25 protein-coding genes are annotated in these 23,400 nt (G+C 52.0%); 7 read left to right on the forward strand and 18 right to left on the reverse strand.

Annotated features, from left to right (window positions below):
• Positions 1 to 7: 7 nt before the first annotated feature.
• The 4 genes from nrdE to WHR59_RS05360 form a co-directional block, all read right to left on the reverse strand.
• Positions 8 to 2,152 carry a class 1b ribonucleoside-diphosphate reductase subunit alpha gene (nrdE, locus tag WHR59_RS05345; protein WP_338843693.1) on the reverse strand — a complete coding sequence of 715 codons (2,145 nt, stop codon included), beginning with the start codon at positions 2,150 to 2,152 and terminating at the stop codon, positions 8 to 10.
• The gene (gene nrdI / locus WHR59_RS05350; RefSeq protein ID WP_047409260.1) at positions 2,125 to 2,535 is read right to left on the reverse strand and encodes a class Ib ribonucleoside-diphosphate reductase assembly flavoprotein NrdI; all 411 of its coding nucleotides are present in this window, start codon (positions 2,533 to 2,535) and stop codon (positions 2,125 to 2,127) included. The genes nrdE and nrdI overlap by 28 nt, the downstream gene beginning before the upstream one ends.
• Positions 2,532 to 2,777 (reverse strand): glutaredoxin-like protein NrdH, encoded by a 246-nt coding sequence (gene nrdH, locus WHR59_RS05355; RefSeq protein WP_043017310.1) that lies wholly within the window; start codon positions 2,775 to 2,777, stop codon positions 2,532 to 2,534. Before nrdH ends, nrdI begins: the two co-directional genes overlap by 4 nt.
• Positions 2,778 to 3,056: 279 nt before the next feature.
• Positions 3,057 to 3,488, reverse strand: coding sequence for a carboxymuconolactone decarboxylase family protein (locus WHR59_RS05360; protein WP_043017309.1), 432 nt, complete (start codon positions 3,486 to 3,488; stop codon positions 3,057 to 3,059).
• A 90-nt stretch (positions 3,489 to 3,578) separates the two neighbouring features.
• Between WHR59_RS05360 and WHR59_RS05365 the strand changes: the two genes are divergently transcribed.
• Both WHR59_RS05365 and WHR59_RS05370 read left to right on the forward strand, forming a co-directional pair.
• Positions 3,579 to 4,913, forward strand: a complete 1,335-nt coding sequence (locus WHR59_RS05365; RefSeq protein ID WP_043017308.1) for a PLP-dependent aminotransferase family protein — start codon at positions 3,579 to 3,581, stop codon at positions 4,911 to 4,913.
• Between the two features lie 123 nt (positions 4,914 to 5,036).
• Positions 5,037 to 5,387: a DUF2002 family protein gene (locus WHR59_RS05370; RefSeq protein WP_016154145.1), complete on the forward strand. Its 351-nt coding sequence runs from the start codon at positions 5,037 to 5,039 to the stop codon at positions 5,385 to 5,387.
• Between the two features lie 36 nt (positions 5,388 to 5,423).
• Here the strand turns inward: WHR59_RS05370 and alaE are convergent, their stop codons facing one another.
• Positions 5,424 to 5,873, reverse strand: coding sequence for an L-alanine exporter AlaE (gene alaE, locus WHR59_RS05375; RefSeq protein ID WP_016154144.1), 450 nt, complete (start codon positions 5,871 to 5,873; stop codon positions 5,424 to 5,426).
• A 547-nt stretch (positions 5,874 to 6,420) separates the two neighbouring features.
• Here alaE and stpA point away from each other — a divergent pair.
• Positions 6,421 to 6,822, forward strand: a complete 402-nt coding sequence (gene stpA / locus WHR59_RS05380) for a DNA-binding protein StpA (RefSeq protein ID WP_181634372.1) — start codon at positions 6,421 to 6,423, stop codon at positions 6,820 to 6,822.
• 36 nt (positions 6,823 to 6,858) lie between these two features.
• Here the strand turns inward: stpA and WHR59_RS05385 are convergent, their stop codons facing one another.
• From WHR59_RS05385 to WHR59_RS05395, 3 genes are all read right to left on the reverse strand, one after another.
• On the reverse strand, positions 6,859 to 7,038 hold the full coding sequence (locus WHR59_RS05385) for a hypothetical protein (RefSeq protein WP_043017306.1): 180 nt from the start codon (positions 7,036 to 7,038) through the stop codon (positions 6,859 to 6,861).
• 80 nt (positions 7,039 to 7,118) lie between these two features.
• Entirely contained in the window at positions 7,119 to 7,646 is a 528-nt protein-coding gene (locus tag WHR59_RS05390) for a rhodanese family protein (protein ID WP_338843695.1), read from the reverse strand.
• Between the two features lie 9 nt (positions 7,647 to 7,655).
• Positions 7,656 to 7,955 carry an ArsR/SmtB family transcription factor gene (locus WHR59_RS05395; RefSeq protein ID WP_006687216.1) on the reverse strand — a complete coding sequence of 100 codons (300 nt, stop codon included), beginning with the start codon at positions 7,953 to 7,955 and terminating at the stop codon, positions 7,656 to 7,658.
• A 184-nt stretch (positions 7,956 to 8,139) separates the two neighbouring features.
• Between WHR59_RS05395 and WHR59_RS05400 the strand changes: the two genes are divergently transcribed.
• Together WHR59_RS05400 and lysM are read left to right on the forward strand one after the other, a co-directional pair.
• Positions 8,140 to 8,298 carry a YqaE/Pmp3 family membrane protein gene (locus tag WHR59_RS05400; RefSeq protein WP_003037242.1) on the forward strand — a complete coding sequence of 53 codons (159 nt, stop codon included), beginning with the start codon at positions 8,140 to 8,142 and terminating at the stop codon, positions 8,296 to 8,298.
• Positions 8,299 to 8,394: 96 nt separating this feature from the next.
• Positions 8,395 to 8,844, forward strand: coding sequence for a peptidoglycan-binding protein LysM (gene lysM / locus WHR59_RS05405; RefSeq protein WP_016154138.1), 450 nt, complete (start codon positions 8,395 to 8,397; stop codon positions 8,842 to 8,844).
• 12 nt (positions 8,845 to 8,856) lie between these two features.
• Here the strand turns inward: lysM and csiR are convergent, their stop codons facing one another.
• The 9 genes from csiR to WHR59_RS05450 all read right to left on the reverse strand — a co-directional run bounded on the left by csiR (position 8,857) and on the right by WHR59_RS05450 (position 19,236).
• Positions 8,857 to 9,543: a DNA-binding transcriptional regulator CsiR gene (gene csiR / locus WHR59_RS05410; RefSeq protein WP_043017304.1), complete on the reverse strand. Its 687-nt coding sequence runs from the start codon at positions 9,541 to 9,543 to the stop codon at positions 8,857 to 8,859.
• A gap of 44 nt (positions 9,544 to 9,587) precedes the next feature.
• Positions 9,588 to 10,988, reverse strand: coding sequence for a GABA permease (gene gabP, locus WHR59_RS05415; protein ID WP_043017303.1), 1,401 nt, complete (start codon positions 10,986 to 10,988; stop codon positions 9,588 to 9,590).
• 144 nt (positions 10,989 to 11,132) lie between these two features.
• Positions 11,133 to 12,416 carry a 4-aminobutyrate--2-oxoglutarate transaminase gene (gene gabT, locus WHR59_RS05420; RefSeq protein ID WP_043017302.1) on the reverse strand — a complete coding sequence of 428 codons (1,284 nt, stop codon included), beginning with the start codon at positions 12,414 to 12,416 and terminating at the stop codon, positions 11,133 to 11,135.
• 25 nt (positions 12,417 to 12,441) lie between these two features.
• A complete protein-coding gene (gene gabD, locus WHR59_RS05425) occupies positions 12,442 to 13,890 on the reverse strand; it encodes an NADP-dependent succinate-semialdehyde dehydrogenase (RefSeq protein WP_047409279.1) in 1,449 nt (482 codons plus the stop codon).
• Positions 13,891 to 13,913: 23 nt separating this feature from the next.
• Positions 13,914 to 15,182 carry an L-2-hydroxyglutarate oxidase gene (gene lhgO / locus WHR59_RS05430; protein WP_047409284.1) on the reverse strand — a complete coding sequence of 423 codons (1,269 nt, stop codon included), beginning with the start codon at positions 15,180 to 15,182 and terminating at the stop codon, positions 13,914 to 13,916.
• A gap of 19 nt (positions 15,183 to 15,201) precedes the next feature.
• The gene (gene glaH, locus WHR59_RS05435; RefSeq protein WP_047409287.1) at positions 15,202 to 16,179 is read right to left on the reverse strand and encodes a glutarate dioxygenase GlaH; all 978 of its coding nucleotides are present in this window, start codon (positions 16,177 to 16,179) and stop codon (positions 15,202 to 15,204) included.
• Positions 16,180 to 16,419: 240 nt separating this feature from the next.
• Positions 16,420 to 17,133, reverse strand: a complete 714-nt coding sequence (locus tag WHR59_RS05440) for an MgtC/SapB family protein (RefSeq protein ID WP_043017298.1) — start codon at positions 17,131 to 17,133, stop codon at positions 16,420 to 16,422.
• Between the two features lie 31 nt (positions 17,134 to 17,164).
• Entirely contained in the window at positions 17,165 to 18,400 is a 1,236-nt protein-coding gene (locus tag WHR59_RS05445) for an MFS transporter (protein WP_043017297.1), read from the reverse strand.
• 11 nt (positions 18,401 to 18,411) lie between these two features.
• Positions 18,412 to 19,236 (reverse strand): MBL fold metallo-hydrolase, encoded by an 825-nt coding sequence (locus WHR59_RS05450; protein ID WP_043017296.1) that lies wholly within the window; start codon positions 19,234 to 19,236, stop codon positions 18,412 to 18,414.
• A gap of 338 nt (positions 19,237 to 19,574) precedes the next feature.
• Here WHR59_RS05450 and WHR59_RS05455 point away from each other — a divergent pair, with 338 nt between their 5' ends.
• The gene (locus WHR59_RS05455; RefSeq protein WP_043017295.1) at positions 19,575 to 21,749 is read left to right on the forward strand and encodes an extracellular solute-binding protein; all 2,175 of its coding nucleotides are present in this window, start codon (positions 19,575 to 19,577) and stop codon (positions 21,747 to 21,749) included.
• 43 nt (positions 21,750 to 21,792) lie between these two features.
• On the opposite strand, the gene WHR59_RS05460 is transcribed toward WHR59_RS05455, so the two are convergent.
• Positions 21,793 to 22,395 (reverse strand): short chain dehydrogenase, encoded by a 603-nt coding sequence (locus tag WHR59_RS05460; RefSeq protein WP_172862302.1) that lies wholly within the window; start codon positions 22,393 to 22,395, stop codon positions 21,793 to 21,795.
• A 98-nt stretch (positions 22,396 to 22,493) separates the two neighbouring features.
• On the opposite strand from WHR59_RS05460, the gene WHR59_RS05465 reads away from it, so the two are divergent.
• Positions 22,494 to 23,384 (forward strand): LysR family transcriptional regulator, encoded by an 891-nt coding sequence (locus WHR59_RS05465; protein ID WP_080626194.1) that lies wholly within the window; start codon positions 22,494 to 22,496, stop codon positions 23,382 to 23,384.
• Positions 23,385 to 23,400: the final 16 nt, after the last annotated feature.

The raw sequence follows: 23,400 nt of genomic DNA on the forward strand, positions 1-23,400 counted from the left end.
CTCCTCCTTACAGCGCGCATGACACGCAACCTTCGATTTCGGTTCCTTCCAGCGCCAGTTGACGTAGTCGGATGTAGTACAGCGATTTGATGCCCTTACGCCAGGCGTAAATCTGCGCTTTGTTGATATCGCGCGTGGTGGCGGTATCGGGGAAAAAGAGCGTCAGTGAAAGCCCCTGATCGACATGGCGCGTTGCTTCCGCGTAGGTATCAATGATTTTTTGTGGACCAATCTCGTAGGCATCCTGATACAAGGCCAGATTCTCATTGGTCATAAACGGGGCAGGGTAGTAAACGCGCCCGGTTTTACCCTCTTTGCGAATCTCCACTTTCGACACGATCGGGTGAATGCTTGACGTGGCATGATTGATGTAGGAGATAGAACCGGTGGGCGGCACCGCCTGTAAATTCTGATTATAAATGCCGTAGCGCATCACATCTTCTCGCAGCTGCGACCACATTTCGCGCGTTGGCAGCGTAAGGCCGCTGGCAGCAAACAGTGTGCGTACCTTGTCGGTTTTTGGCTGCCAGTCGCCCTGCAGATACTGACTAAAATACTCGCCGCTGGCGTAGCGGGATTGTCTGAATCCGGCAAAGGTTTGACCGCGCTCGCGGGCGATCTTCATTGACGTATTCAGCGCATGCCAGGTGATGGTATAGAAATAGAGATTGGTAAAATCCAGCCCTTCCGGCGAACCATAGGCGATCCCTTCCCGCGCCAGATACCCGTGCAGATTCATCTGCCCAAGACCAATCGCGTGCGACGCGCTGTTCCCGGCTTCGATCGAAGGCACGCTGCGGATGTGGCTCATGTCCGAAACGGCGGTTAAACCGCGAACCGCCGTTTCCACTGTACGACCAAAGTCCGGTGAATCCATGGTATGGGCAATGTTCAACGAGCCGAGATTGCAGGAGATATCATGCCCGGTCTGTGCGTAATTGAGGTTTTCATCGTAGGTGGAGGCGCTGTTAACCTGCAAAATCTCCGAGCACAGGTTGCTCATATTGATCCGACCGGCAATCGGGTTGGCGCGATTCACCGTGTCTTCAAACATGATGTAAGGGTAGCCAGACTCAAACTGGATCTCTGCCAGCCGCTGGAAGAAATCGCGGGCGTTAATGTATTTTTTGTGTACGCGTTGGTCAGCAACCAGTTCGTCATACCGCTCGCTCACGGCGATATCACCGAATGGTTTGCCGTAAATTCGTTCTACGTCATACGGTGAAAACAGCGCCATCCGGGCGTTTTCTTTCGCCAACTGGAAGGTGACGTCCGGGATCACCACGCCAAGCGAGAGCGTTTTGATGCGAATTTTTTCGTCGGCATTTTCACGTTTGGTATCAAGAAAACGCAAAATATCCGGATGGTGCGCGTGCAGATACACAGCCCCCGCGCCCTGACGCGCCCCGAGTTGATTCGCATAAGAAAACGCATCTTCCAGCATTTTCATTACCGGGATCACGCCGGAGGACTGGTTCTCAATGCGCTTAATGGGCGCACCTGCCTCGCGCAGGTTAGAGAGCAAAAATGCCACGCCGCCGCCGCGTTTAGAGAGCTGTAGCGCCGAGTTTACCGCCCGACCAATTGACTCCATATTGTCTTCGATGCGTAACAGGAAGCAGGAGACCAGCTCGCCGCGTTGCTGTTTACCGCAGTTTAAGAAGGTTGGCGTGGCGGGTTGAAAGCGCCCGGAGAGCATTTCATTAGCCAGTTGCATTGCGAGCGCTTCATCGCCCTGCGCCAGCGTGAGCGCCACCATCGTGACCCGATCCTCAAAGTCTTCGAGATAGCGCTTACCGTCGAACGTTTTCAGCGTATAGCTGGTGTAGAACTTCCATGCGCCGAGGAACGTCTGGAAACGGAATCCGCTGGCGTGGGCGTGGGTGAATAGCTTCAGCACGAACGCGCGATTGTAGCGGGCTAACACGCTGGCATCGTAATAGCCTTCATCTACCAATGTGTCCAGGCGCTCCTGCTGGCTGGCAAACGCCACCGAGTTGGGGCGGACGTGGGCGGCAAAGAAAGCCTCCACCGCCTGATGGTCTTTGTCGAACTGAATGCGTCCGGCTTTATCGTACAGATTCAGCATGGCATTCAGGGCATGGTAATCCAGCGTTGGCTGCATTACGCGTTCTGCGGTTGTCGTTGCCAAAATTCGCTCACTCCTTTCCGAACGTTGTCGATATCGCTTTGGGTGCCCATCAGCTCAAAGCGATAGAGCCACGGCACGCCGCATTTTTGTGAGATCACATCACCCGCGCGACCATAAGCATCCCCGAAATTGCGATTACCGGAGGCGATCACTCCACGGATTAACGCCCGGTTGTGCGTATCGTTTAAAAAGCGGATCACCTGTCTTGGGACCGCGCCAGCCGTACCGCCGCCGCCGTAGGATGGCACGATTAATATGTAAGGTTCGTCTACCCGGATCCGCTCGCGTTCGTTAAGCGGAATGCGGATGGCAGTCAGCCCCAGACGCTGGATAAAGCGGTGCGTATTTTCGGAGCTGCTGGAGAAGTAGACGAGCTGGCTCATGCGCTGGCCACTTGGGGTTCCGGGCGCAGACGGTTGATCATGTCCGGGCGAAATCCTGACCAACTGGCTTCCCCTGCGACCACGACCGGTAACTGGCGAAAGCCTTGCTCGCGCAGGCTATCAGCCAGATCGGGCTGTAAATCGACGTTCACCATCTCGAAGTTAAACCCGCGGCTTTCCATCGCCCGCCTGGTGGCGTGACACTGAACACAGTTGTTGCGAGTGTAAATAACAATGCGCATGATTCGTATTTCCGTTTATAAGTAAAAGATCGACGCGATAGAGGGCGTCGGGTTGTGTGCGTCTTGATACAGAAGATACTAGATGTAGTTTTAAAAAGATTCAACCATACAAGATATGGGAATTTTAGATTAATGAGGGCCGGGTGAGGAGCGTGACGGGGGAAGTGATATGTATCATCGCAGGTTGCTGGATGGCGGCACGTCGCGTCTAATCCGGCCTACAGGAAAGGACTTCCCAGGCCGGATAAGACATTTATGCTGTCATCCGATAGCGCAGAATCACATACGCATCCCCACCGCCAGACGGTTAAAGCAGTTCATCAGGCTAATGGCAAACGTCAGGTCGCTAATTTCTTTCGCGCTAAAATGGGCGAGCAGCGGCAGATAAACGTCATCTTCGGCATGCGTACTGGCGATATGGGTGACGGATTCAGCCCACGCCAGCGCCGCACGTTCCTTTTCGCTGAAGTGGTGACTCACCCGCCAGCCTGCCAGTGCGTCCAGTTTGGCCTGCGCAACACCGGATTTACGCAGCGCCTTACTGTGCATTTCCAGGCAAAAGGCGCAGCCATTGATTTGCGAGACCCGTAAGTAAATCAGTTCCGTCAGCGTAGGTTCCAGCGCGCAGTTTTCCAGCGCTTTGCTTGCCTGAACCAGGGCGTTATAGATTTCAGGACTGAGTTCATAATAGGGCTGGCGTAACATTGTCATGGTATTTCTCCTCGTTTGGCTGACCCGCAATGTAGCACTATAATGGACTGCTAAAGAGAGCCATATTTTTGCAAAAAAAGCAGACCATAAATGCCGCGCTATCAGCAAATCGCCCGTCAGTTAAAAAACGCAATTGAGAACGGTGAACTCAAGCCAGGTACCAGATTACCTTCCAGTCGGACCTGGGCCCAGGAGCTGGGCGTATCACGCTCGACGGTGGAAAACGCCTATGCAGAGCTGGTGGCGCAGGGCTGGCTTGCGCGACGCGGACAAGCAGGAACGTTTGTCAGTGAACAACTGCGGCCTCAAAGCGCGCCAGCATCACCTGCCATCTTCGCCGGAGAAAAACCCAGACCGCAGCTTTTTCAGATGGGATTACCCGCACTCGATCTCTTCCCGCGCGACGTCTGGGCGCGGGTAATGGGGCGGCGTTTACGCACCCAAACGCGTTTTGATCTGGCGGTGGGCGATGTTTGCGGCGAACGGGTATTACGTCAGGCGATTGTTGATTACCTGCGCGTTTCACGCAGTATTGAATGCCAGCCGGAACAGGTTTTTATTACTTCAGGTTACGCAGCATCAATGACGTTAATTCTGCGCGCTTTGTCTCAACCCGGTGAGGGGATGTGGGTCGAAGATCCTGGCTTTCCGCTGATTCGCCCCGTGGTCGCTCAGGAACGCATTGAGCTGATGCCGGTGGCGGTTGATGCTGATGGTCTGGACGTCTGCGCTGGGATCCGCGATTTCCCGCAGGCGCGTTTTGTACTGCTCACGCCCGCACACCAAAGCCCGCTGGGCGTGGCCTTGTCATTAGACCGTCGCCACCGGTTGCTGGAATGGGCGACTCGCGCGCTGGCGTGGGTAATCGAAGATGACTACGACAGCGAATTTCGCTACCACGGTAAACCGTTGCCGCCGCTAAAAAGTCTGGATGCGCCCCAGCGGGTGATTTATGCCGGAACGTTCAGCAAATCTCTGTTTCCGGCTTTGCGCACGGCATGGCTGGTGGTGCCTCTGACCCAGGTCGAACATTTTCGTCAGCAGGCGGCGCTAACGGCCTGTAGCGTTCCGGTTTTATGGCAGCAAACGCTGGCGGATTTTATGCAAGACGGCCACTTCTGGCGACACTTAAAACGCATGCGTCAGCATTACGCCTTGCGACGACAATGGATGGAAAACGCCCTGACCGAACAAGGATTTAGCGTCATTCCTCAGGAAGGTGGGATTCAACTGGTAATGAGTGTAGATGGAGATGATGTTGCGCTGGTGCGCAAAGCGAATCAGGCTGGACTGGCGGTTCAGGCGTTAAGCCGCTGGCGAATAACTTCAGCAGGAAAGGGAGGAATATTGCTGTCGTTTACCAACATTAGCTCGCTGGAAATGGCGCAGCAGGCGGCATATCAGCTGCGGCTGGCGCTGGCCTGAATCAGCACGGTTCTTAAGATATTCGTCCCACCATCGCCACTCGTTTATGGACTTTTCTGAAAGCGTTGCTAATGCTGAATCAGGTAAGGTAAGCCCGCAGTAAAAGATAACGAGGAAAAGAATATGTATTTACGACCAGATGAGGTGGCGCGCGTACTTGAAAAAGTGGGCTTTACCGTTGATGTTGTGACGCAGAAAACGTACGGCTATCGTCGTGGCGAAAATTATGTGTACGTTAACCGTGAAGCACGCATGGGACGTACCGCATTAGTCATCCATCCCACGCTAAAAGAGCGCAGCTCTTCGCTGGCGGAACCTGCTACGGATATTAAAACCTGCGATCACTACCAGCAATTCCCGCTGTATTTAGCCGGAGAGACCCATGAACATTATGGTATTCCACACGGCTTTAGTTCACGAATTGCACTTGAGCGCTATCTGAGTGGGTTGTTTGGCGACGTTAGCTCAAACTAATAATGCGACTGGCAGGGCCAGTCGCAAAGAATCGTATCAAGCTTTAGCCTGGTGATAGCTGCTGACCTTAAACAGGCGGCGGCAATAATCAAGAAAGTAGCCATAGACAGCGCCCATCAGCATTGACACCACGATGTTCGAACTTACTGCAGCCGTAATCTGGTGCCAGTCTGCGCCAACCGTTAACAGAATAATCACATATACCGGCGACTGGAAGGTGACGTAAGCCAACACGTCTGCCAGGTTTTTCCCCCATCCTGCCTGCGTGGCTTTCCGCGCCGCACGCATAAATAAATCGCGGTACATGCCGTAAGGCCATGCGATCAGGATGTTGACGGGGATAGCCACCAGTCTGGAGTACAGTGACTGTTCGAAGCTCATTCCTGAAAGGAATATTTCGATCAACATGTTCACGACAGAACAATAAACAACCATCGCGAACGTGTCTGCTACTGCATGACGCAAGCGTGACTGCGGAGAGAACATGTTAATGCTCCTTGTAAAAAGGGAAAAAAAGGTTTTGAATGCCTTCTTGCTAGTGATTTGTCTTGCTGCTTTCGCGTTTGAATAGGATATCTGTCTGGATAATAACTGGCAACTAGCTTAAAATTTTTATTTATAACCTTTTTGTCGATAAAATGCTCTGCAATGGTCTGTTTTTTGTTCGTTTTGGTATTTTCGTTGCTGGGTTAATTAAAGGTATTTTAGATCAATGGGTTATAGGAATTTGTTTTTCTGAATTTTTTGCGCTCCTTTTCTGAATGTTGACCAATGTGCAATATGTAGACGAGTTGTCCTGTGCGATGCCGTGGTCTGTTTCTCAAGTGACGTGCTGAGATAGCTTGCAGGTATATTCCTGACAGCTATCCGGTAATGGAATATATTGCATGGACGATAGCGAAATAGATGCTATAAATACCAGTGTTGGCTATTTGTTTAATAACTCACGAAGAAATTAGACTGGAAATATAATAAGCAGTTGCATACAATATTTAGCGTAATACTGTTTTTACGTTAAAGAGGTTTTGTTAATATGAGTTCAATGTTAAAAAACTTAAATAATATCCGCTCGCTGCGTGCAATGGCTCGCGAATTTTCCGTTGATGTACTGGAAGATATGCTTGAAAAATTCAGGGTAGTGACCAAAGAACGGCGCGATGAAGAAGAACAACTGCAGCGCCAACGTGCAGAACAGCAGGAAAAAATTAGTGCCTTGCTGGCGCAGATGCAGGCAGATGGGATCAGTCCGGAAGAGCTGTTGAGCATAACGCCTGCGTCGGCACGTTCAGTTAAAAAACGTCAGCCACGCCCGGCGAAATATCGTTTTACCGATTTCAATGGTGAAACGCAAACATGGACCGGACAAGGTCGCACACCGAAGCCAATTGCTCAGGCGTTGGCTGCCGGTAAATCTCTTGATGACTTTTTGATCTAATTACGACGGCGGTGAGGGTGTCCTCACCGCTTATTTTCAGCAAACGCCGAAATCACCTTCTTCGGTATATCGCGTCACATCAGCTGCTTTCAGCGTGAATTTATCACCGCTTTCATTACTGGCTTGTACCGCCACAATTTGATCGCCATTGACTTCGATAACTTTCAGTTTGGGTCCGCCCATGCGCGGTTGAACCAGATCGCCAGGTTGAAACATATTGCTCTCCTTTATTTATCGCAGAACTCACCATAGATCACGTCATTCAACGGGTACAGCGCTGTTTCAATGATTACCGCTTAATGAGTACGTCGGTTCCAGGGCATGATATTCAGTACTCGCGCCATGCCGCAAAAGCCGGTCACGCCAGCGAGAATCAGCCCGGCGCCAACAAAACCGCTCAGCAGGAAGAACGCGCTGTTAACGGCGTAACCCAGAATGACGCCAAGTAAAGCAAGGCTGCCTGCGGCTATCTGTACCTGACGCATCAGCGGTAACGGTTGTGAACTGTCTTTCGCCACCGGCAAACCAGCGGCTTTCCAGCCGTCAATTCCGCCTTCCAGCAACCAGACCTGCGCAGGCGCGGCAATGGCGCTCAGTTTTGTCGCTGCGTTTTGTGTACGTTTGCCGGACTGGCAGTGAAAAATTACCTGACCGGCGCGTAAATTCTCAGGCAGCACTCCGTGCTCAAGCGTGGGTAACGGCACCAGATGCGCCTCAGGAATATGCTCGTACAGATACTCATCAGCATCGCGGATATCAATCAGTTTTGCACCTTGTGAGAGGTGCGTCTGCGCCTCGCGCGGGGAAATCGTCCCAATGGTCATGATGGCTCCTTATGGGCAATACAGTGTTTTTAATGTGGCGATCAGCGAATTCACGGCCGCATTTTTAATGGAGTAGAGGATGCGCTGGGCATCGCGCTGGCTGTCTATCAGACCTTCTTCGCGCATACGCGCCAGATGCTGGGAGGTGGCGGAAGGGCTCAGTCCGGTAGCGCGGGCTAACTCGCCTGCGCTGGTACCGGGCGAACCGCAGAGCATGCACAAAATCAGCAACCTTTTCGGGTTACTCATCGCTTTGAGCAGAGCGGCAGCCTGTTCCGCGCTGGCCTGGAGTTGTTCAAGTTCTGTCATATGTATTTAAGCATAGTCTAAATTAAGTAAATTCTAAAATAAAAAGCCAACGTACGCCAGCGTAAAGAGCGTAAAAGAGGGTAAAACAGCAGGGCGAGACGGACGGAGTTAGCTACACTGATTAATCTTAGAGATAAAATCTCTTTTTAAACAATGATTAACTTTTTGCTTGTAGGGAGTGTGTATGGGTTTCTGGAGAATCGTTTTTACTATTATTCTGCCCCCGCTTGGCGTGCTGCTGGGGAAAGGATTCGGCTGGGCATTTATCCTCAATATCGTTCTGACGCTGCTGGGCTACATCCCCGGTTTGATCCACGCCTTCTGGATACAGACGCGTAACTAATCCTCCTTCTGCTACGGCGCTTTGGCGCCGTTTTCTTTGCGTCTCGTTCTCCTCTGCTACACTTTTGGGTGTTGATTGTTAATAACCGAGGTGGATATGGGACTTTTCAATTTTGTAAAAGATGCGGGTGAAAAACTGTGGGATGCGGTCACTGGAAACCATGACACAGCCGATCTGGCAAAAAAGGTGCAGGAACACCTGAATAAAACCGGCATCCCGGATGCGGATAAAGTGAACGTGCAAATTAACGAAGGCAAAGCCACCGTTTCTGGCGATGGTTTAAGTCAGGAAGCGAAAGAAAAAATCCTGATTGCGATCGGTAATATCTCCGGTATCGCCAGTGTAGACGATCAGGTTAAAACCTCTGCGCCCGCGAGTGAAAGCCAGTTTTATACCGTAAAATCTGGGGATACCCTGAGCGCTATTGCCAAACAGGTTTACGGTAATGCCAACCTGTATAACCAGATATTTGAAGCGAATAAACCGATGTTGAAAAGCCCGGATAAAATCTATCCTGGGCAGGTTTTACGTATTCCGGAACAGTAATATTATTCAGGCTTATTCCGTCAGTAATTTGCCGGACATCGCCTGTTGAATAATCGGAATTGGCGTCAGCAGGTGCTGGCGCATTAATTCGCTGGCGCGCGCGGTATCGCGTGCCAGAATTGCTTCGGTCAGCGTCTTGTGTTGATCGTGTTTATCTTCCAGCATTTCAACTGACAACACCGTTTTACGCAGCCAGATAAACCGGTAGCGCGCCGCCAGAGAGAATAGACGTTCGCGCATTTGCAACAAGTATTGTGAACCGCAGCCGGCGACAATCGCCGAGTGAAACGCCTGATGGCGCTGATCCCACTCGTCGAGCATCTGTTCACTGGCGTCAATGGCTTCAAGTTTGCTGAGCATATGCGCCCGCGCCAGAATTTCAGCTTCCCAGGCGTCATCGCCGCGTTCAATCGCTAGCGCGACCAGCATGGCTTCCATATTGGCGCGGGCATCGAAAATATCGAGCAACTCTTGTTCTGACATCGGGGCGACACGATACCCTTTCTGATTAACCACCGTCACCAGCCGCTCCGCGACCAGCTGCGAAAGCGCTTCACGCAGCGGTCCCACGCCAAGATCGTAGCGCGAGGTCAGCAGACTCATACGCAGTTTTTCATCAGGCTGATAAACACCGCGAATAATGTCGTTCTTCAGCCAGCGGTATCCATCAATGGCCGTCGGTTGGGGAATGGCGGTCATGGTCTTACTCCTGAACGGATCCCCGGCCTGCGCCGGGAACAGGTTTAATGCGTATTTTGCAACGGTGCTTTTTGCCACGATAGCAGTTTTTTCCAGCGTGACATAATGGGCACGGTACAAATAATTCCTATGGCTAACAACCCGGTAGAGATAACTTCCAACTGTTGTGCTGGCCGAAATAACATGACTACCAGTACAAAGATAATAAACGCGATGACCAGCCAGGTAAGCCACGGATAGAGCCACATTTTCAGTTTAATTTCGCCGCCTTGCGCCAGTAGGATTTTGCGCATCCGTAGTTGTGAAATCGCAATCACCAGATACACCAGCAGCGCGATGGCGCCGGAGCTGTCGATCAGGAATTTAAACACCTTGGCTGGGGCGTAATAGTTGACCACCACGGTGAGGAACGCGGCCCCCGTAGACAGCAATACCGCCACATAAGGCGTTTTACTGCGGTTTGTTTTACCCATAAAGGCGGGCGCATCGCCACGACGGCTCAGGGAGTAGAGCATACGCGAGGACGTATACAGCGCGGAGTTCAGACAGCTGGTCACCGACAGCAAAATAACGCAGTCCATGATCAGTTTCGCGTGCGGGATATGCAGTAACTCCAATACCGAGCGGTACGAACCCACTTCTTTCAGTCCCGGCATATTCCATGGGATCAGTGCCACCACCACGAAAATGGAGCACAGATAGAAGATGGAGATACGCCAGATAACTGAGTTGGTGGCGCGGACGATATGTTTGTCCGGTGTGTCGGACTCGGCGGCGGCGATGGTGACAATCTCCGCCCCCATAAAGGAGAACATGGTGATTAGCATCGCACTGAGCACTGCGCCAAAACCGTTGGGCATAAAGCCGCCCTGATCCCACAAGCGTGAAACGCCGCTGACGTCAGCATAAGGGTAGAAACCGCTAATTGCCGCCGCACCGAGGGTAATAAACGCCAGAATGGCAATCACTTTGCACAGCGCCAGCCAGAATTCGAACTCACCGTAATTTTTGACGCTCAGCAAATTACTGCCGGTTAATGCCAGCGTGATAACCAGAGAAAACAGCCAGACAGGAATGCCCGGCACCCAGGAGTGTAGAATGATGGCGGCGATATTCGCCTCCAGCGGGATAACCAACACCCAGAACCACCAGTACAGCCAGCCGATGGTATAACCTGCCCACGGACCGATGGCCTTATCGGCATAGGTGGAAAAGGAACCGGTATCTGGTGTGGCGACGGCCATTTCGGCCAGCATGCGCATAATCATCACCACCAGCAACCCGGCGAAAAGATAGGCTAATAATACCGCGGGGCCGGCTTCTGCAATCGCCACGCTTGAACCAACAAACAAACTTGCGCCGATAACCCCGGCAATAGACAGCATGGTGACGTGGCGTGATTTCAGCCCGCCCCCTAAATCATGTGATTGTGACACTTGCCCCATCTTTTAAACCTCTCGAAAGTATTTCACTTGGGAGAGCACCCCGGCATTCCCGCGCCGGGGCACGCGTATTATTGTTATTGACCCTGTTTGCCGGATGGCGGCTCCGCCTTATCCGGCTTAAAATTCCCCGTTCGGATACAGGGCTTAACCCTGCTTCGCCTCGGCAAAACACTGAGCGATAATGTCCAGCCCCTGGCGGATTTGCGCGTCTTCAATGGTCAGCGGAACCAGAATGCGCAGCACGTTGTAGTAAGGTCCGCAGGAGAGCAGGATCAGCCCTTTATCGCGTGCACGCGCCACCACTTCCGCAGTCAGTTTGGCGTCTGGCTTCGTGCGATCGCCGTCTTCAAACAGTTCGATAGCGATCATCGCGCCCAGTCCGCGCACATCGCCAATCTCGCGGTGGGTTTCCGCGATAGCCAGCAGGCCTTCGCGCAGGGTTTGTCCCAGCTCGTTGGCTTTTTGCAGCAGATTTTCCTGTTCGAAAATGTTCAGTACCGCCAGCGCGGCGGCGCAGGCAATCGGGTTACCGGCATAGGTACCGCCCAGCCCGCCCGGTGGGATAGCGTCCATCACTTCGGCGCGTCCGGTCACTCCGGCCAGCGGGAAGCCGCCGGCGATGGATTTGGCGAAGGTGGTGAGATCGGGGGCGACGCCCATCTGCTCCATAGCGAACAGCGTACCGGTACGGCCCGCGCCGCTCTGTACTTCATCGGCAATCAGCATGATCCCGTGCTCGTCACAAATGGCGCGCAGACGTTGCATAAATGCAGGTGAGGCAGCGTAGAAACCACCTTCGCCCTGGACGGGCTCAATCACGATGGCAGCAACATCTTCCGGTGCGGCATCGTTTTTGAAGATGCGGTGAATGCTGGCGATAGCATCGTCGTCACTGATGCCGTGCAGCGGGCACGGATATAGCGCGCGATACACGTGGCCTGGCATCAGCCCCATTCCGGCTGAGTAGGGATTGACTTTCCCGGTCAGCGACAGGGTGTAGTGCGTACGACCGTGGTAAGCGCCGCTGAAAGCGATCGTGCCGGTTCGCTTAGTGGCGGCGCGGGCGATTTTTACCGCGTTTTCCACCGCTTCGGAACCAGTCGTTACCAGCAGGGTTTTCTTGGCGAAATCACCCGGCACTTTCTTGTTCATGATTTCGCACAGCTCAAGGTAAGGCTCATAGGCCAGCACCTGGAAACAGGTATGGGACAGCTTTTTCAACTGCGCTTCTACCGCAGAGACGATCTGCGGATGCAGGTGGCCGGTGTTCAGCACCGCGATACCGCCAGCAAAATCGAGGAATTCACGGCCTTCAACGTCCCACACCCGACAGTTTTCTGCGCGCTCGGCAAAAATTGGGTGGATCTGTCCAACGCCACGGGGAACGGCGTTGCTGCGACGTTGCATAAGTTCTTTGTTGGTGCTCATCAGGTGTTCTCCAGTATTTATTTTATTAAAGGCCGATGCACATATATTTGATTTCTAAGTAGTCTTCGATGCCGTATTTCGATCCTTCACGGCCAAGACCGGAGGCTTTGATCCCACCAAACGGGGCGACTTCGTTGGAGATAATGCCGGTGTTAATCCCGACGATGCCGTACTCCAGCGCTTCGCCAACGCGGAAGACGCGGCTCAAATCACGGGCGTAGAAATAGGCGGCCAGACCAAACTCGGTGTCGTTGGCCTGAGCGATGACGTCAGCTTCGTCTTTAAAACGAAACAGCGGAGCCAGCGGGCCGAACGTTTCTTCTTTGGCGACCTTCGCGTTATCAGGCACATCCACCAGAATGGTGGGTTGGAAGAAGTTCCCGCCGAGCGCGTGAGGTTTACCGCCCGCGATAATGCGCGCGCCTTTATCCAGGGCATCGGCGATGTGTTCCTGCACTTTGGCTACCGCTTTCTCGTCGATCAGTGGTCCGGTGGTGACGTCAGGTTGCAGACCATCGCCGAGGCGCAGCTTGCTTACCGCCTGCTCAAGTTTTTCGGCAAAACGCTCATACACGCCGTCCTGCACGTACAGGCGGTTGGCGCAAACGCAGGTTTGCCCAGCGTTACGGAACTTCGACGCCAGCGCGCCTTCCACGGCTTTATCGAGATCGGCATCGTCAAAAACGATGAACGGCGCATTGCCGCCCAGTTCCAGCGACACCTTTTTGATGTCTTTGGCACACTGCTGCATTAGCTGACGGCCAATTTCGGTTGAGCCGGTAAATGACAGCTTGCGCACCAGCGGGTTGCCGGTCAGCTCGTTGCCGACCGCGCCCGCAGAACCGGTCACCACGCTGAAAACGCCTGCTGGGATCCCTGCGCGATTGGCAAGCTCTGCCAGCGCCAGTGCGGAGTAGGGGGTTTGGCTGGCGGGTTTAAGCACCATGGTGCAACCTGCCGCCAGCGCCGGGCCAGCTTTACGAGTGATCATCGCCGCCGGGAAGTTCCACGGTGTAATCGCGGCGGTAACGCCGATCGGCTGTTTGATGACGATCAGACGTTTATCAGCCTGATGGCCGGGGATTGTATCGCCATAAATGCGCTTACCTTCTTCGGCAAACCACTCAATAAATGAGGCGGCATAGGTGATTTCACCTTTGGCCTCTGCCAGCGGTTTACCCTGTTCCAGGGTCATCAGGCGGGCGAGATCGTCCTGATGCTCAATCATCAGGTTGAACCAGCGACGCAGGATGTTGGCCCGCTCTTTGGCGGTCAGCGCACGCCATGCGGGCAGAGCGCGGTTAGCAGCGTTGATCGCTTCGCGGGTTTCATCCGCCCCCATTTTCGGTACGCTGCCCAATTGCTGACCGTTGGCGGGGTTGGTCACCGCGAGGGTCTCGCCGCTGTTGGCGTCACACCAGTTGCCGTCGATCAATGCCTGCTGGCGGAATAAGGTTGGATCGTTAAGTTGCATAATTGCTTCCTGTCTTAATCGTGTTAACGGGTGAATGCGGCGTGTAATGTCTCCACGCTACGTGCCGCACGCAGCGTGCGTCCGGAATTACTCTGGTTCTCCAGTAGCGCATGAACTTTGCTGACAATATGCGCACCGATAGGGATCGCCGACGTTGCCGCCGGAGAAGGGGCGTTACAGGTGTGAATTGAGCGTGGCGTGGTGACAAACAGGAAATCGTCTATTAGCTTGCCATCAGGTGACACCGCCTGCGCCCGCACGCCCGCAGGCCAGGGCTGCAGATCGTTCTGCGTCAGACTCGGGCAGTACTTTTGCACCAACCGCAGATAGCCGCTTTTGCACAGCGAATTCTTCATTTCGCCAAGCCCTGAACGCAGGTTGTTTTGCAGCACGCGGCGAATGCCGGAAGAACCGAGGATCTCCAGCGTATCGCTGAGCGAGAAGTCGCGTTTACGATAGCCTTCACGCTTAAATGCCAGTACCGCGTTGGGGCCCACGGTGACGCTGCCGTCAATCATCCGGGTCAGATGAACGCCGAGAAACGGCATCGCCGGGTCGGGGATGGGGTAGATCAGATGGTTAACTATCTGGTTGTGTTCTGACGCCAGGCGGAAATATTCGCCACGGAATGGACAGATGATAAAGCCGGGTTCAACGCCGAGCATTTTCACCAGTCGGTCCGCCATCAGACCAGAGCAGCTAATCAGCGTTGCCCCCTCAAATTCCTGCCCCTGGCGGGTATGGACGATCACGCCCGCAGCGTGCTCCTTTAGCGCGCTGACCTCGGCGTTGTAAATAATCTCGCCGCCTTTGGCCTGGAAAATCTTCGCCATCGCGGCGGTCACTTCACGGTAGCTGACGATCCCGCTCGACGGGACGAAAATGCCGCCCAGCCCGGTGATATTGGGTTCACGCTCACGTAGCTCCTGCGCATTCAGCCATTCGCGCTCCAGGCCGTTAGCGGCGGTGCGATCCCAAAGCGCCCGCATGCGCTCCATTTCCAGTGAGGAGGTGGCAACCAGCATTTTTCCGCAGACGTCGTAGCGGATGCCGTTTTGGTCGCAAAAGGCTTTTGTGGCGCGATTACCGGCCAGGCAAAATTGCGCCTTCAGGCTGCCGGGGGTGTAATAGACCCCGGCATGAATTACGCCGCTGTTATGGCCCGTCTGGTGGCAGGCCGGACCGGACTCTTTTTCCAGCAGCGCTATTCTGGCGTCCGGATAGACATCAATCAGTTGCATGGCGGTCGACATGCCGATAATGCCGCCGCCAATAATCACAAAATCATACATCCGCTTTTTTCCTTCGCGCTTACTGATGAGTCTGGTAGTGGTTTGTCGCGTAAGCAAAATAACCACGTTGGCGCATCAGTTCGCGGCGCAGGTCAGGATGCGAGGTGAAGCGGTCACGACCATGCAGCCAGAACAGGTTGTTGATCAGCAGGAATTTACCCACTGGAACCGGAACGGAAATAATGCTCTTACTGGTTTCCAGCGCATCGGACAAATCGCTCAGCCAGACGCCTTCTTCATAGTCTTTAGGCTGGACGAACTGGTCGATGTAACGCATTACCGGACGCCCCTGCTGGTCAACGTCAAACACCGGATGGAACACTTCCTGGCTGACGTTTTTGCTCGGCGGCGCGGCAAAACGCATCGCGCGACGCGCCAGCGGATGGGTAAAGTAGTGATCCAGATGTTCCCAGTCGTCGAGGTGCAGCAGCAGCGAGTTACCACCGGTCATGTTCTGTTCGTCAATCTTCATCATCAGCACATAGTCGGTGATCTCTTCGAGGTAGGTTCCGTCGTTATGCAGCTCCATGACACGGTGTGGTTGGCGCAGGTAGCTGTCTGAGTTATCAACGTTTTTCACCACAAAACGCGCATAATATTGCCCACTCATCGCATCAAAATTGGAGCGTCCGATCAGATGTGCCACCGCCGTCGCCAGCTTAACCATCTCTTCCGCCTGCGCGACATCATCTACGCCGAGGGCATTGATCAACAGCGCGCCTTCGGCACGATCGAGCAACGTTTTCAGCAGTACAGGCTGCAACTGATTACCGCACAGATCATCGAGGATTTTGCCCACTTTGAAGCGCAGGAAGGATTTGTATTCCAGGGCCTGTACCGGCCACTGCGCAACGGCCTGTATAAATTGTTCAGTGGTCTCAGCGGAAAAAGTCAGCTCCAGCAGACGTGGGGACTGGGCTGATGGTTTCAGCGTGAAACCGCTGTAGTGCTGGGCAGGATCTTCAGCGTTCTGTTTTACGGCAGTCAGTGCGTTCATCAAATCGTTCCTCTCAGTAGATTGTCAGGGAGATATGGCGCAGCTCGTTTCGTAGCCATAAATTAAAAATATCTACATTTTTGAAAAACGCGCACAGAATGAGCTTGTTTGTTTATTATTTGTGATCAAAAACAACAATTATTTAACATTGCGAAAGGTGAGGATTTAGAGGCTGGATGGATACTGAGTGGCTATTTCAGGGGCGAAAACCCCTGATTTTAAAGAGGAAGATAAGGTGTATTAATGTTCCAGAGCGATGGCGCAGACGTGTTCCACATGGGTCAGATCGTGGTATAAGTCGGGCAAGGTCATCTTTTGACGAATTACGATTTTGAGATTGACCTCAATTTTGCCCTTCTTGATATCCCTGATCGTGATGTTTTCGATAATGTTTTTCTGTTGATGAATGCGGGTTATCAGACTTTCAAGAGCGTCTCGTTCATCAAGAATAACCCGCACTTTAACTTTTCCGGGAAACTGGTTTCTGGTCTGTAAGAAAATTATGAATGGGCTTAGTTTGATCGCTAATAAAAATAAAGCCGTGGCAAAAACAGCATGCAAATAAAAACCGGCTCCGCAGGTAATTCCCACCCCTGCAGATGCCCAGACAATTGCCGCAGTAGTGAGACCAGAGATAGCATCGTCGTGTCGGTGCAGAATGACTCCCGCACCGAGAAAACCAACGCCGCTGATAATCTGCGCCGCCAGGCGCATAGGATCGCTACGGATATTCATCGAAATTTCAGCATAGTATTCAGCAGATTGTATTGATACGACAGTTAACACACAGCTGGCTACGGATAAAATAACGCAGGTTTTGAAGCCGACCGGTTTCCCTTTCGATTCTCTTTCCAGGCCAATAATGCCACCCAGAATAAATGCAATACTGATTTTGATGATCGTAGTTAAAGGCAACAATCCTTGCTCATTGATGATGGCGGCCAGATTATTCATGCAATTACCTTAATAAGAGAGTCTTTAACGATCAGGAGTTTGCTTTTTTCAATGTGAGGTCCGTTTTGCGTTTCGAAATATCGTCCCGGAAGAAAATCAGGAAGAATACGCTGACCACTGCAGCAACGCCTGCTGAAACTAGCCAGAATGTCTCCCATTGTGGCAACGCCTCTGGACCTTGTTCCGTCACGGTGTTGTTAAAGATTTGCCCGCATACGGTGGAAGCAAATAGCAGACCAACGCCGTTGGAGACGATAAATCGCAAGCTTTGGGCTTGTGCTTTAATCTCTGGCGCTGCTTTACGGTCAACATAAATGTCGCCCACGGTAAAGAAAAAGTCCCAGCAGAATCCTTGTAACATCAGGCCGATCAGCACAAACATCATGTTGGCATCCAGCGAGGCATTAGCAAATAATAGTGTGCGGATAATCCAGCAAACGGCGCCTAACATCAGCGTGATTTTGAAGCCAGCTTTCAGTAAGAAGAACGACAGCAGGAACATGAAAATGACTTCACAGGCGATGCCAACCTGCATCATTGAGGCGGCGTTATCGAATCCAAGCGCTTTTAAAAAGACCGGGATATAGGCGGAATAAGCCGTTTTAGGGATCATCAGGACAAAAATACTGAGCATCAAAACCGAGAAACTGCGGTCTTTGAAGAGCGCCAGAGCATCCAGACATAACAGATCGCGAAGCGTAAACACACTTCCTTTTGCTTTCGGTGGGGTATTTGGCAACGTAAAACAGTACAGGCCGAGAACGACACCGGAAGCCGACGCGATATACCAGGTGATGGTATTTCCAGAATAACCCATTTCACCAATGATAAAGCCGATGACCATAAAGCCAAATGTGCCGAATACACGAATAAATGGGAAGTATTTTACCCCGTTAATGTGGCTGAAACTGATACTGTTCGCCAGCGCAGTTGTAGGATAAAACAGCAGACCAACCAGGAAAATCATGGTTAACGTCATACCTGTATTTTGTGCCTCAATAAATTGCGGAACAAACAACAGTACACCAGCATTAATTAAATGCAGGATCGCCATGACTTTTTGTGACGAAAAAAAGCGGTCGGCGACCATGCCAATAAATAGCGGGGAAAGAATAGTCGCCAGGCCAAGCAAAGCATAGGATGAGCCAATAATTGTCGCCATACCATAGGTGCTCAATACCAGCCCCATGGTCATATTCCAGGCACCCTGCATGAAATATTGTATGAACATCATAATCAACAGGCGTGGTGTTTTATTAAGGTCCATATTGCATATCCTTATTGGTTGATGCTCAGGTTAAGCCCGTCCCAGGCGACAAGAATGTTCTCTTTGTCGCATGCCGCAACGAGATCGTCGTGCAGCAGACCTCCGCTGTGTGAAATATGCGAGACGATAAGTTGGCTATTTTTCTCGAGGCAACCGAGTTCCGCAAGCCTGTCTCTGGCGGCGAAGACGGTTTCCAGGCTCATGTGGTTATTCGTACGATTATCACCATTAAAACCGTAGGTGCACTCCAGGACAGCCAGATCGATTTTTTTTCCTTTCAGCCACTGCCATGTGAGCTCAGGAAACCAGCCTGAATCATGTCCGTAAAAAATTGACTGGCCTTCTTTTTCGATAAACCAGGTATAACAAAGCTCCCACTTGGCATGGTTAGCCAGCAGCGGAGTGATGCGGTATCCGCGAGTTTCAACGGTCACGAAAGGAACCAGACAATGAAAAGCAAATCTTTCAGCGCTGTAGCCCGGTAACACTTCCGCGGCACCGTTAATTGCACGGTCATTACCAAAAATGTGCAACGGATGAGTAATTTCAAATCCATACCCTTCCATTCGGCTAAATAGATCGCCGACGTTGAAATGATCGGGATGAGTATGTGTGAACAATAGCGATCTGATCTCTGTTGCGTCCAGGCCATCTCGCAGCAGTTGTTGGCTGAATTCAGGCGCCACGTCAATGAGCAGTTCATCGTCGATAATCGCTGAAGAGTGTGTGCGTAAGTCTTTGCCTTTCCGAATGCGGGCTTGCTGGCAGTGCTCACAACGGCAAAAAGGATTGGGGATCCCTTCAGATGCAGCGGTTCCCAGAAAATGAATCTTCATGTTTCCCTCTTAATGACAAATGTGATCGTTGTTTTTTTAGGCAATAATGTAATAAAACGTAATTGGAACGTGTCAATTATGATTCCGGCGTTTTATATGAACAACGATCTTTTTCCTCAGAAGTGATCCTCTTCAAATATTATAAAATTTATACTTATATTTCATTGTGTTAATGTTTTTATGTTATGAGACTTGACTATCAACAACATCAGGCTTTTTTATTATGACATGTTTATAAAATGCACTTTTTAATATTGTAACGTTCAAATTTAAGTGCTGAAGATAGTTTCCTGATGAGCGCCGTGCTAGCATCAAAGCATCAGGGGAAGGATGTAAAAATGCCAACTATCAAAGACATAGCAAGAATTGCCGGTGTGTCGCATGGAACTGTCTCGAATGTGCTCAATGGCAGAGGGAATGTAAGCGTCGAGAAGATTGAAGCGGTTCAACGTGCAGCCCGAGAAGTTGGCTATCAGTTGAATGCGCAGGCGCAATCGTTGAGAGCCAGCAAAAGTCAGGGAGTGGCACTGATTCTGCCCGACATCAATGCCGAACAGTACTTTCAACTCTATCGGGGATTGCATCAGGTTTGGCAGCCTTCATTAAGCGAACCGATTGACCTTTACCTGACCAACGATCTGCCCAATCTTGAGCTGGAGATTCTGCAAACGCTGGCGGCAAAGTCCTACCAGGCTGTTGTCTCGGTCAGTTGCCTGAATGACAGTCAGCCCTATTACGACTTGCTCAGGCTCTCCCCGGAAAATGTTCTGTTTGCATATCGCCAGCCTGTCGGCGCAGTTTGTTATTTTAGCCTTGACTATGTGACTGCAGGCGAAGAAACAGCGAGGAGGGCGCTGGCGCAGCAGCCGGGCCATATTGGTATATTCTGCGAACGTCTGGAATTTTCCCATAGCGCGAGCTTTACTCAGGCGATACAGGAAACCTGCCGGGAATTAAGTCCGCATACGAAGCTAACGATTTTACCTGCACATGCCAGTGAAGCTAACACCGTCGCTTTTGACTTTTTTCGCGGGGCAATTCCCGATCTGTTTATTGTCCAGGACTCTGAGAGAACGCGAGCACTGACGCAAGCAGCCTGGTTTGGTAGCTCCCAGTCCTGCCCGCCGATATTGCAACTGAGTGATAATCTTCCTGCATCCTTCGACGGGATCACAAGCTACCAGATGGATTATGGTCGCTTGGGGACAACTATTGCCTCCAGTATTCGCCTGCCCAAAAGTAAAGAAAAGCATCGTATTCTGACGAATTGCGGTTTTTCCTGGAATGGGCAGTACGTGCCGCCGCCTGAAACCGAGGCGACGCTGAATATGTTAATTTTACCGAGTCCTTCGACTGATGCGTTGAAGAAACTGTTACCCCACTTTTATCGTCAGACCGGTATTAAGGTTAATCTGGCGGTTTATCCCTATGATGAAGTTTTTGAAATCCTTTCCCATCTTCATCTACATCCTTATTACGATTTATTGCGAATCGATATGGCGTGTTTTCCCTGGTTTGCTGAGAAAGCACTATTGCCGCTGGAATCCGTCTCTTCTGAGCTTCCGCTGCTGTTGGAAAATTTCTCTGAGCAAATTCAACAGCACTTCAGCATGGTGAATGGGACGGCATGGGCAATACCCTTTGATGCCAGTATGCAGCTTCTGTTTTATCGACGAGATCTGTTTGAAGACGCGACGATTAAACGAATGTTTTATGAAGCAACGGGAAAAGAGTTAACGCTGCCAGAGAGCTTTGCGCAATTTGATGAGATAGCGGCTTTCTTTAGTCAATTACATCAGCCAGAAAACAGACAGCGCCCGATGGGAACTGCGGTGACCCTGGGAAGCTCGGGGCTTATTGCTACCGAGTATCTGCTGCGTTACTACGCGCTCGGTGGGCGTTTAGTGCGTGAAGGCGAGCCGGTACAACTCGAGCCTTCACTTGCCGCAACTGCACTCGAACAATATCTACAACAGCTTTCTATCGCCGTGAATCTCCCCGGTGAGTGGTGGAGTGACGCGGTAAAACAGTTTGAGCGTGGAAATCTTGCCATGCTGATCATGTATCTCAATTTGTTTAACGATGTGGCGCACACGGCCATAGCGCCCACTATCGGCTATGCTCCCGTTCCAGGGCAACTTCCACAATTGGGGGGCGGTTCCATTGGAATGTCCCGCTACAGTAAAAAGAAAAAACAGGTTGAGCAGTTCTTTCATTGGCTTTATTCCGATGAAATTGCGCGCCATCTGGTTTTGCTGGGAGGAAATAGCGCCTGGTCTGGAATATGTCACGATCAAAACGTTCTCAATCTCTACCCGTGGTTTAATTTATTGAATGAAAAAGGCATGACGGGAATAAGGGAGTCTGAGGGAAGTAAAGGTGAACCTTTCAACCTGCGCCAGGCAGAGATTATTATCGGGCAAGGTGTGACGAATGCAATTAACGGCATTATGAATGTCACTGAGGCCGTGGAATATATCAATGTGCGAATAAGAAACGAAACGGGTGCCTGAGCCTGCCTCTTCCTGTTGACGTAAGAGGCAGGGTAATGCTTTGTCAGTAACCGACTTTATAAATACGCCCGGTTTGGATGCCTTCCACACTGCGGCGATAGGCGTTGGCGACGGTGGCGGCGGGCACACTTTCAAAGCCCGGGAAGAAATCGTCGTAAGCTTCGGCGGACTCACTGAGCACGGTTGGGCTTATCAGGTTAATACGCTGACCACGCTCTAATTCGCAGGCCGCGGCGCGAACAAATCCTTCCAGACCGGCATTGATCGTTGCCGCATTCGCTCCTTGTGTGATGGGTTCATGGGCGATGATGCCGCTAATTAGCGTAATTGAGCCGCCATCATTGAGAAAATGCTGCCCGGTTAGTGCCAGACGAATCTGGCCTAACAGCTTATCCTGTAACCCCTGATTAAAGTCCTCATCGGTCATCGTCGACAGCGGCCCAAAGAACAGATTGCCGGTGGCGGAAACGATCGCATCTACCCGACCGACTTTTTCAAACAATGCCTCGACACTCTCCTGCGAGGTGATATCAACCTGGTAATCTCCCTGCGTGCGACCTACGCGGATCACCTCATGTTTACGGCTTAACGCTTCTGTGACTGCGCGCCCCACTGTGCCGCTGGCACCAATAATGACGATTTTCATAACCACCTCCGCAATAGTGTGAGCCGCTATTCTTTAATGAAAATGAAATCGGATAAACTGGCTAAAAGTTAGATGATTACTAACCAGGGGTTTGTAATATGGATAAACTGCGCGGCATGGAAACGTTTATCGCCGTGGTGGAGAGCGGGAGCTTCACCGTTGCAGCAACGAGACTCGAGATGTCTGCGGTGATGGTGGGTAAATATATTACCCAACTGGAAGCGCAGCTTGGCACGCGTCTGCTGGAGCGTAATACGCGCCGCCAGAGCCTGACCGATGCCGGGCGAGTCTATTTTGAAGAAGCCCGCCGCGTGCTGGAGCAGGTGTCGATAGCCGAACGTTCGGTAGAGCGTTTGCGGCTGGCACCGGCGGGGACGCTACGCATTAGCGCGCCCACTTCTTTTGGCGCTTGCGTGATCTCGCCGCTGGCCGCTGCATTTTTACAGGCCTGGCCAGAGGTGCGCATTGAGCTGGATCTGACTAACCGGATGGTTGATCTGGTGAATGAAGGCGTTGACCTGGCAATCCGTATTGGTGATATCCATCAGACTGACGTGGTGGCAAAATACCTGTGTCCCTACCGTATGGCAATCTGTGCTTCGCCAGAATATCTTGCGCGCCATGGTACTCCCCGGACGCCCGCGGAACTGGTGGACCATCTGTGCCTGTCCCATACCGTGTGGACGGCTCGCAACGAGTGGATACTGCCCGGCGTGGCGGGTGAGGTCAGATGGAAACGCGATGCGATCCTGCGCTGTAACGATGGCCACGGCCTGCGTATGGCGGCGGTCGCGGGGGCCGGACTGTTATTGCAACCGGAGGTGTTGCTGGCGCAAGAACTGGCTACGGGGAAATTGATTCGGGTGCTGGAAGGGTTTACGCCGCAGCCGCGGTCGATTCATCTTCTGTGGCGACAGGATTTGCGTCCTCTGCCCAAGCTCACAAGGTTTGTTGAGCACGTGCTGGAAGGAACGCGAAGTTTGCGTTGAAGATGAAAATGCCGGA

The sequence above is a fragment of the Citrobacter europaeus genome (genome assembly GCF_037482245.1).
In the GTDB taxonomy this organism is placed as follows: Bacteria; Pseudomonadota; Gammaproteobacteria; order Enterobacterales; family Enterobacteriaceae; genus Citrobacter; species Citrobacter europaeus.

Bases quoted from the DNA above. Each gene is read 5' to 3' on its own strand.
- WHR59_RS05390 (WP_338843695.1), bottom strand. From the start codon at position 7,646: ATGACCATTGGGACGATTTCCCCGCGCGAGGCGCAGACGCACCTCTCA.
- WHR59_RS05385 (WP_043017306.1), bottom strand. From the start codon at position 7,038: ATGTTTCAACCTGGCGATCTGGTTCAACCGCGCATGGGCGGACCCAAA.
- nrdI (WP_047409260.1), bottom strand. From the start codon at position 2,535: ATGAGCCAGCTCGTCTACTTCTCCAGCAGCTCCGAAAATACGCACCGC.
- WHR59_RS05360 (WP_043017309.1), bottom strand. From the start codon at position 3,488: ATGACAATGTTACGCCAGCCCTATTATGAACTCAGTCCTGAAATCTAT.
- WHR59_RS05400 (WP_003037242.1), top strand. From the start codon at position 8,140: ATGGGTTTCTGGAGAATCGTTTTTACTATTATTCTGCCCCCGCTTGGC.
- WHR59_RS05460 (WP_172862302.1), bottom strand. From the start codon at position 22,395: ATGAAAATCGTCATTATTGGTGCCAGCGGCACAGTGGGGCGCGCAGTC.
- gabT (WP_043017302.1), bottom strand. From the start codon at position 12,416: ATGAGCACCAACAAAGAACTTATGCAACGTCGCAGCAACGCCGTTCCC.
- nrdH (WP_043017310.1), bottom strand. From the start codon at position 2,777: ATGCGCATTGTTATTTACACTCGCAACAACTGTGTTCAGTGTCACGCC.
- WHR59_RS05370 (WP_016154145.1), top strand. From the start codon at position 5,037: ATGTATTTACGACCAGATGAGGTGGCGCGCGTACTTGAAAAAGTGGGC.
- lysM (WP_016154138.1), top strand. From the start codon at position 8,395: ATGGGACTTTTCAATTTTGTAAAAGATGCGGGTGAAAAACTGTGGGAT.
- WHR59_RS05365 (WP_043017308.1), top strand. From the start codon at position 3,579: ATGCCGCGCTATCAGCAAATCGCCCGTCAGTTAAAAAACGCAATTGAG.
- WHR59_RS05465 (WP_080626194.1), top strand. From the start codon at position 22,494: ATGGATAAACTGCGCGGCATGGAAACGTTTATCGCCGTGGTGGAGAGC.
- gabD (WP_047409279.1), bottom strand. From the start codon at position 13,890: ATGCAACTTAACGATCCAACCTTATTCCGCCAGCAGGCATTGATCGAC.
- lhgO (WP_047409284.1), bottom strand. From the start codon at position 15,182: ATGTATGATTTTGTGATTATTGGCGGCGGCATTATCGGCATGTCGACC.
- csiR (WP_043017304.1), bottom strand. From the start codon at position 9,543: ATGACCGCCATTCCCCAACCGACGGCCATTGATGGATACCGCTGGCTG.
- glaH (WP_047409287.1), bottom strand. From the start codon at position 16,179: ATGAACGCACTGACTGCCGTAAAACAGAACGCTGAAGATCCTGCCCAG.
- WHR59_RS05445 (WP_043017297.1), bottom strand. From the start codon at position 18,400: ATGGACCTTAATAAAACACCACGCCTGTTGATTATGATGTTCATACAA.
- WHR59_RS05455 (WP_043017295.1), top strand. From the start codon at position 19,575: ATGCCAACTATCAAAGACATAGCAAGAATTGCCGGTGTGTCGCATGGA.
- WHR59_RS05440 (WP_043017298.1), bottom strand. From the start codon at position 17,133: ATGAATAATCTGGCCGCCATCATCAATGAGCAAGGATTGTTGCCTTTA.
- WHR59_RS05450 (WP_043017296.1), bottom strand. From the start codon at position 19,236: ATGAAGATTCATTTTCTGGGAACCGCTGCATCTGAAGGGATCCCCAAT.
- stpA (WP_181634372.1), top strand. From the start codon at position 6,421: ATGAGTTCAATGTTAAAAAACTTAAATAATATCCGCTCGCTGCGTGCA.
- alaE (WP_016154144.1), bottom strand. From the start codon at position 5,873: ATGTTCTCTCCGCAGTCACGCTTGCGTCATGCAGTAGCAGACACGTTC.
- gabP (WP_043017303.1), bottom strand. From the start codon at position 10,988: ATGGGGCAAGTGTCACAATCACATGATTTAGGGGGCGGGCTGAAATCA.
- WHR59_RS05395 (WP_006687216.1), bottom strand. From the start codon at position 7,955: ATGACAGAACTTGAACAACTCCAGGCCAGCGCGGAACAGGCTGCCGCT.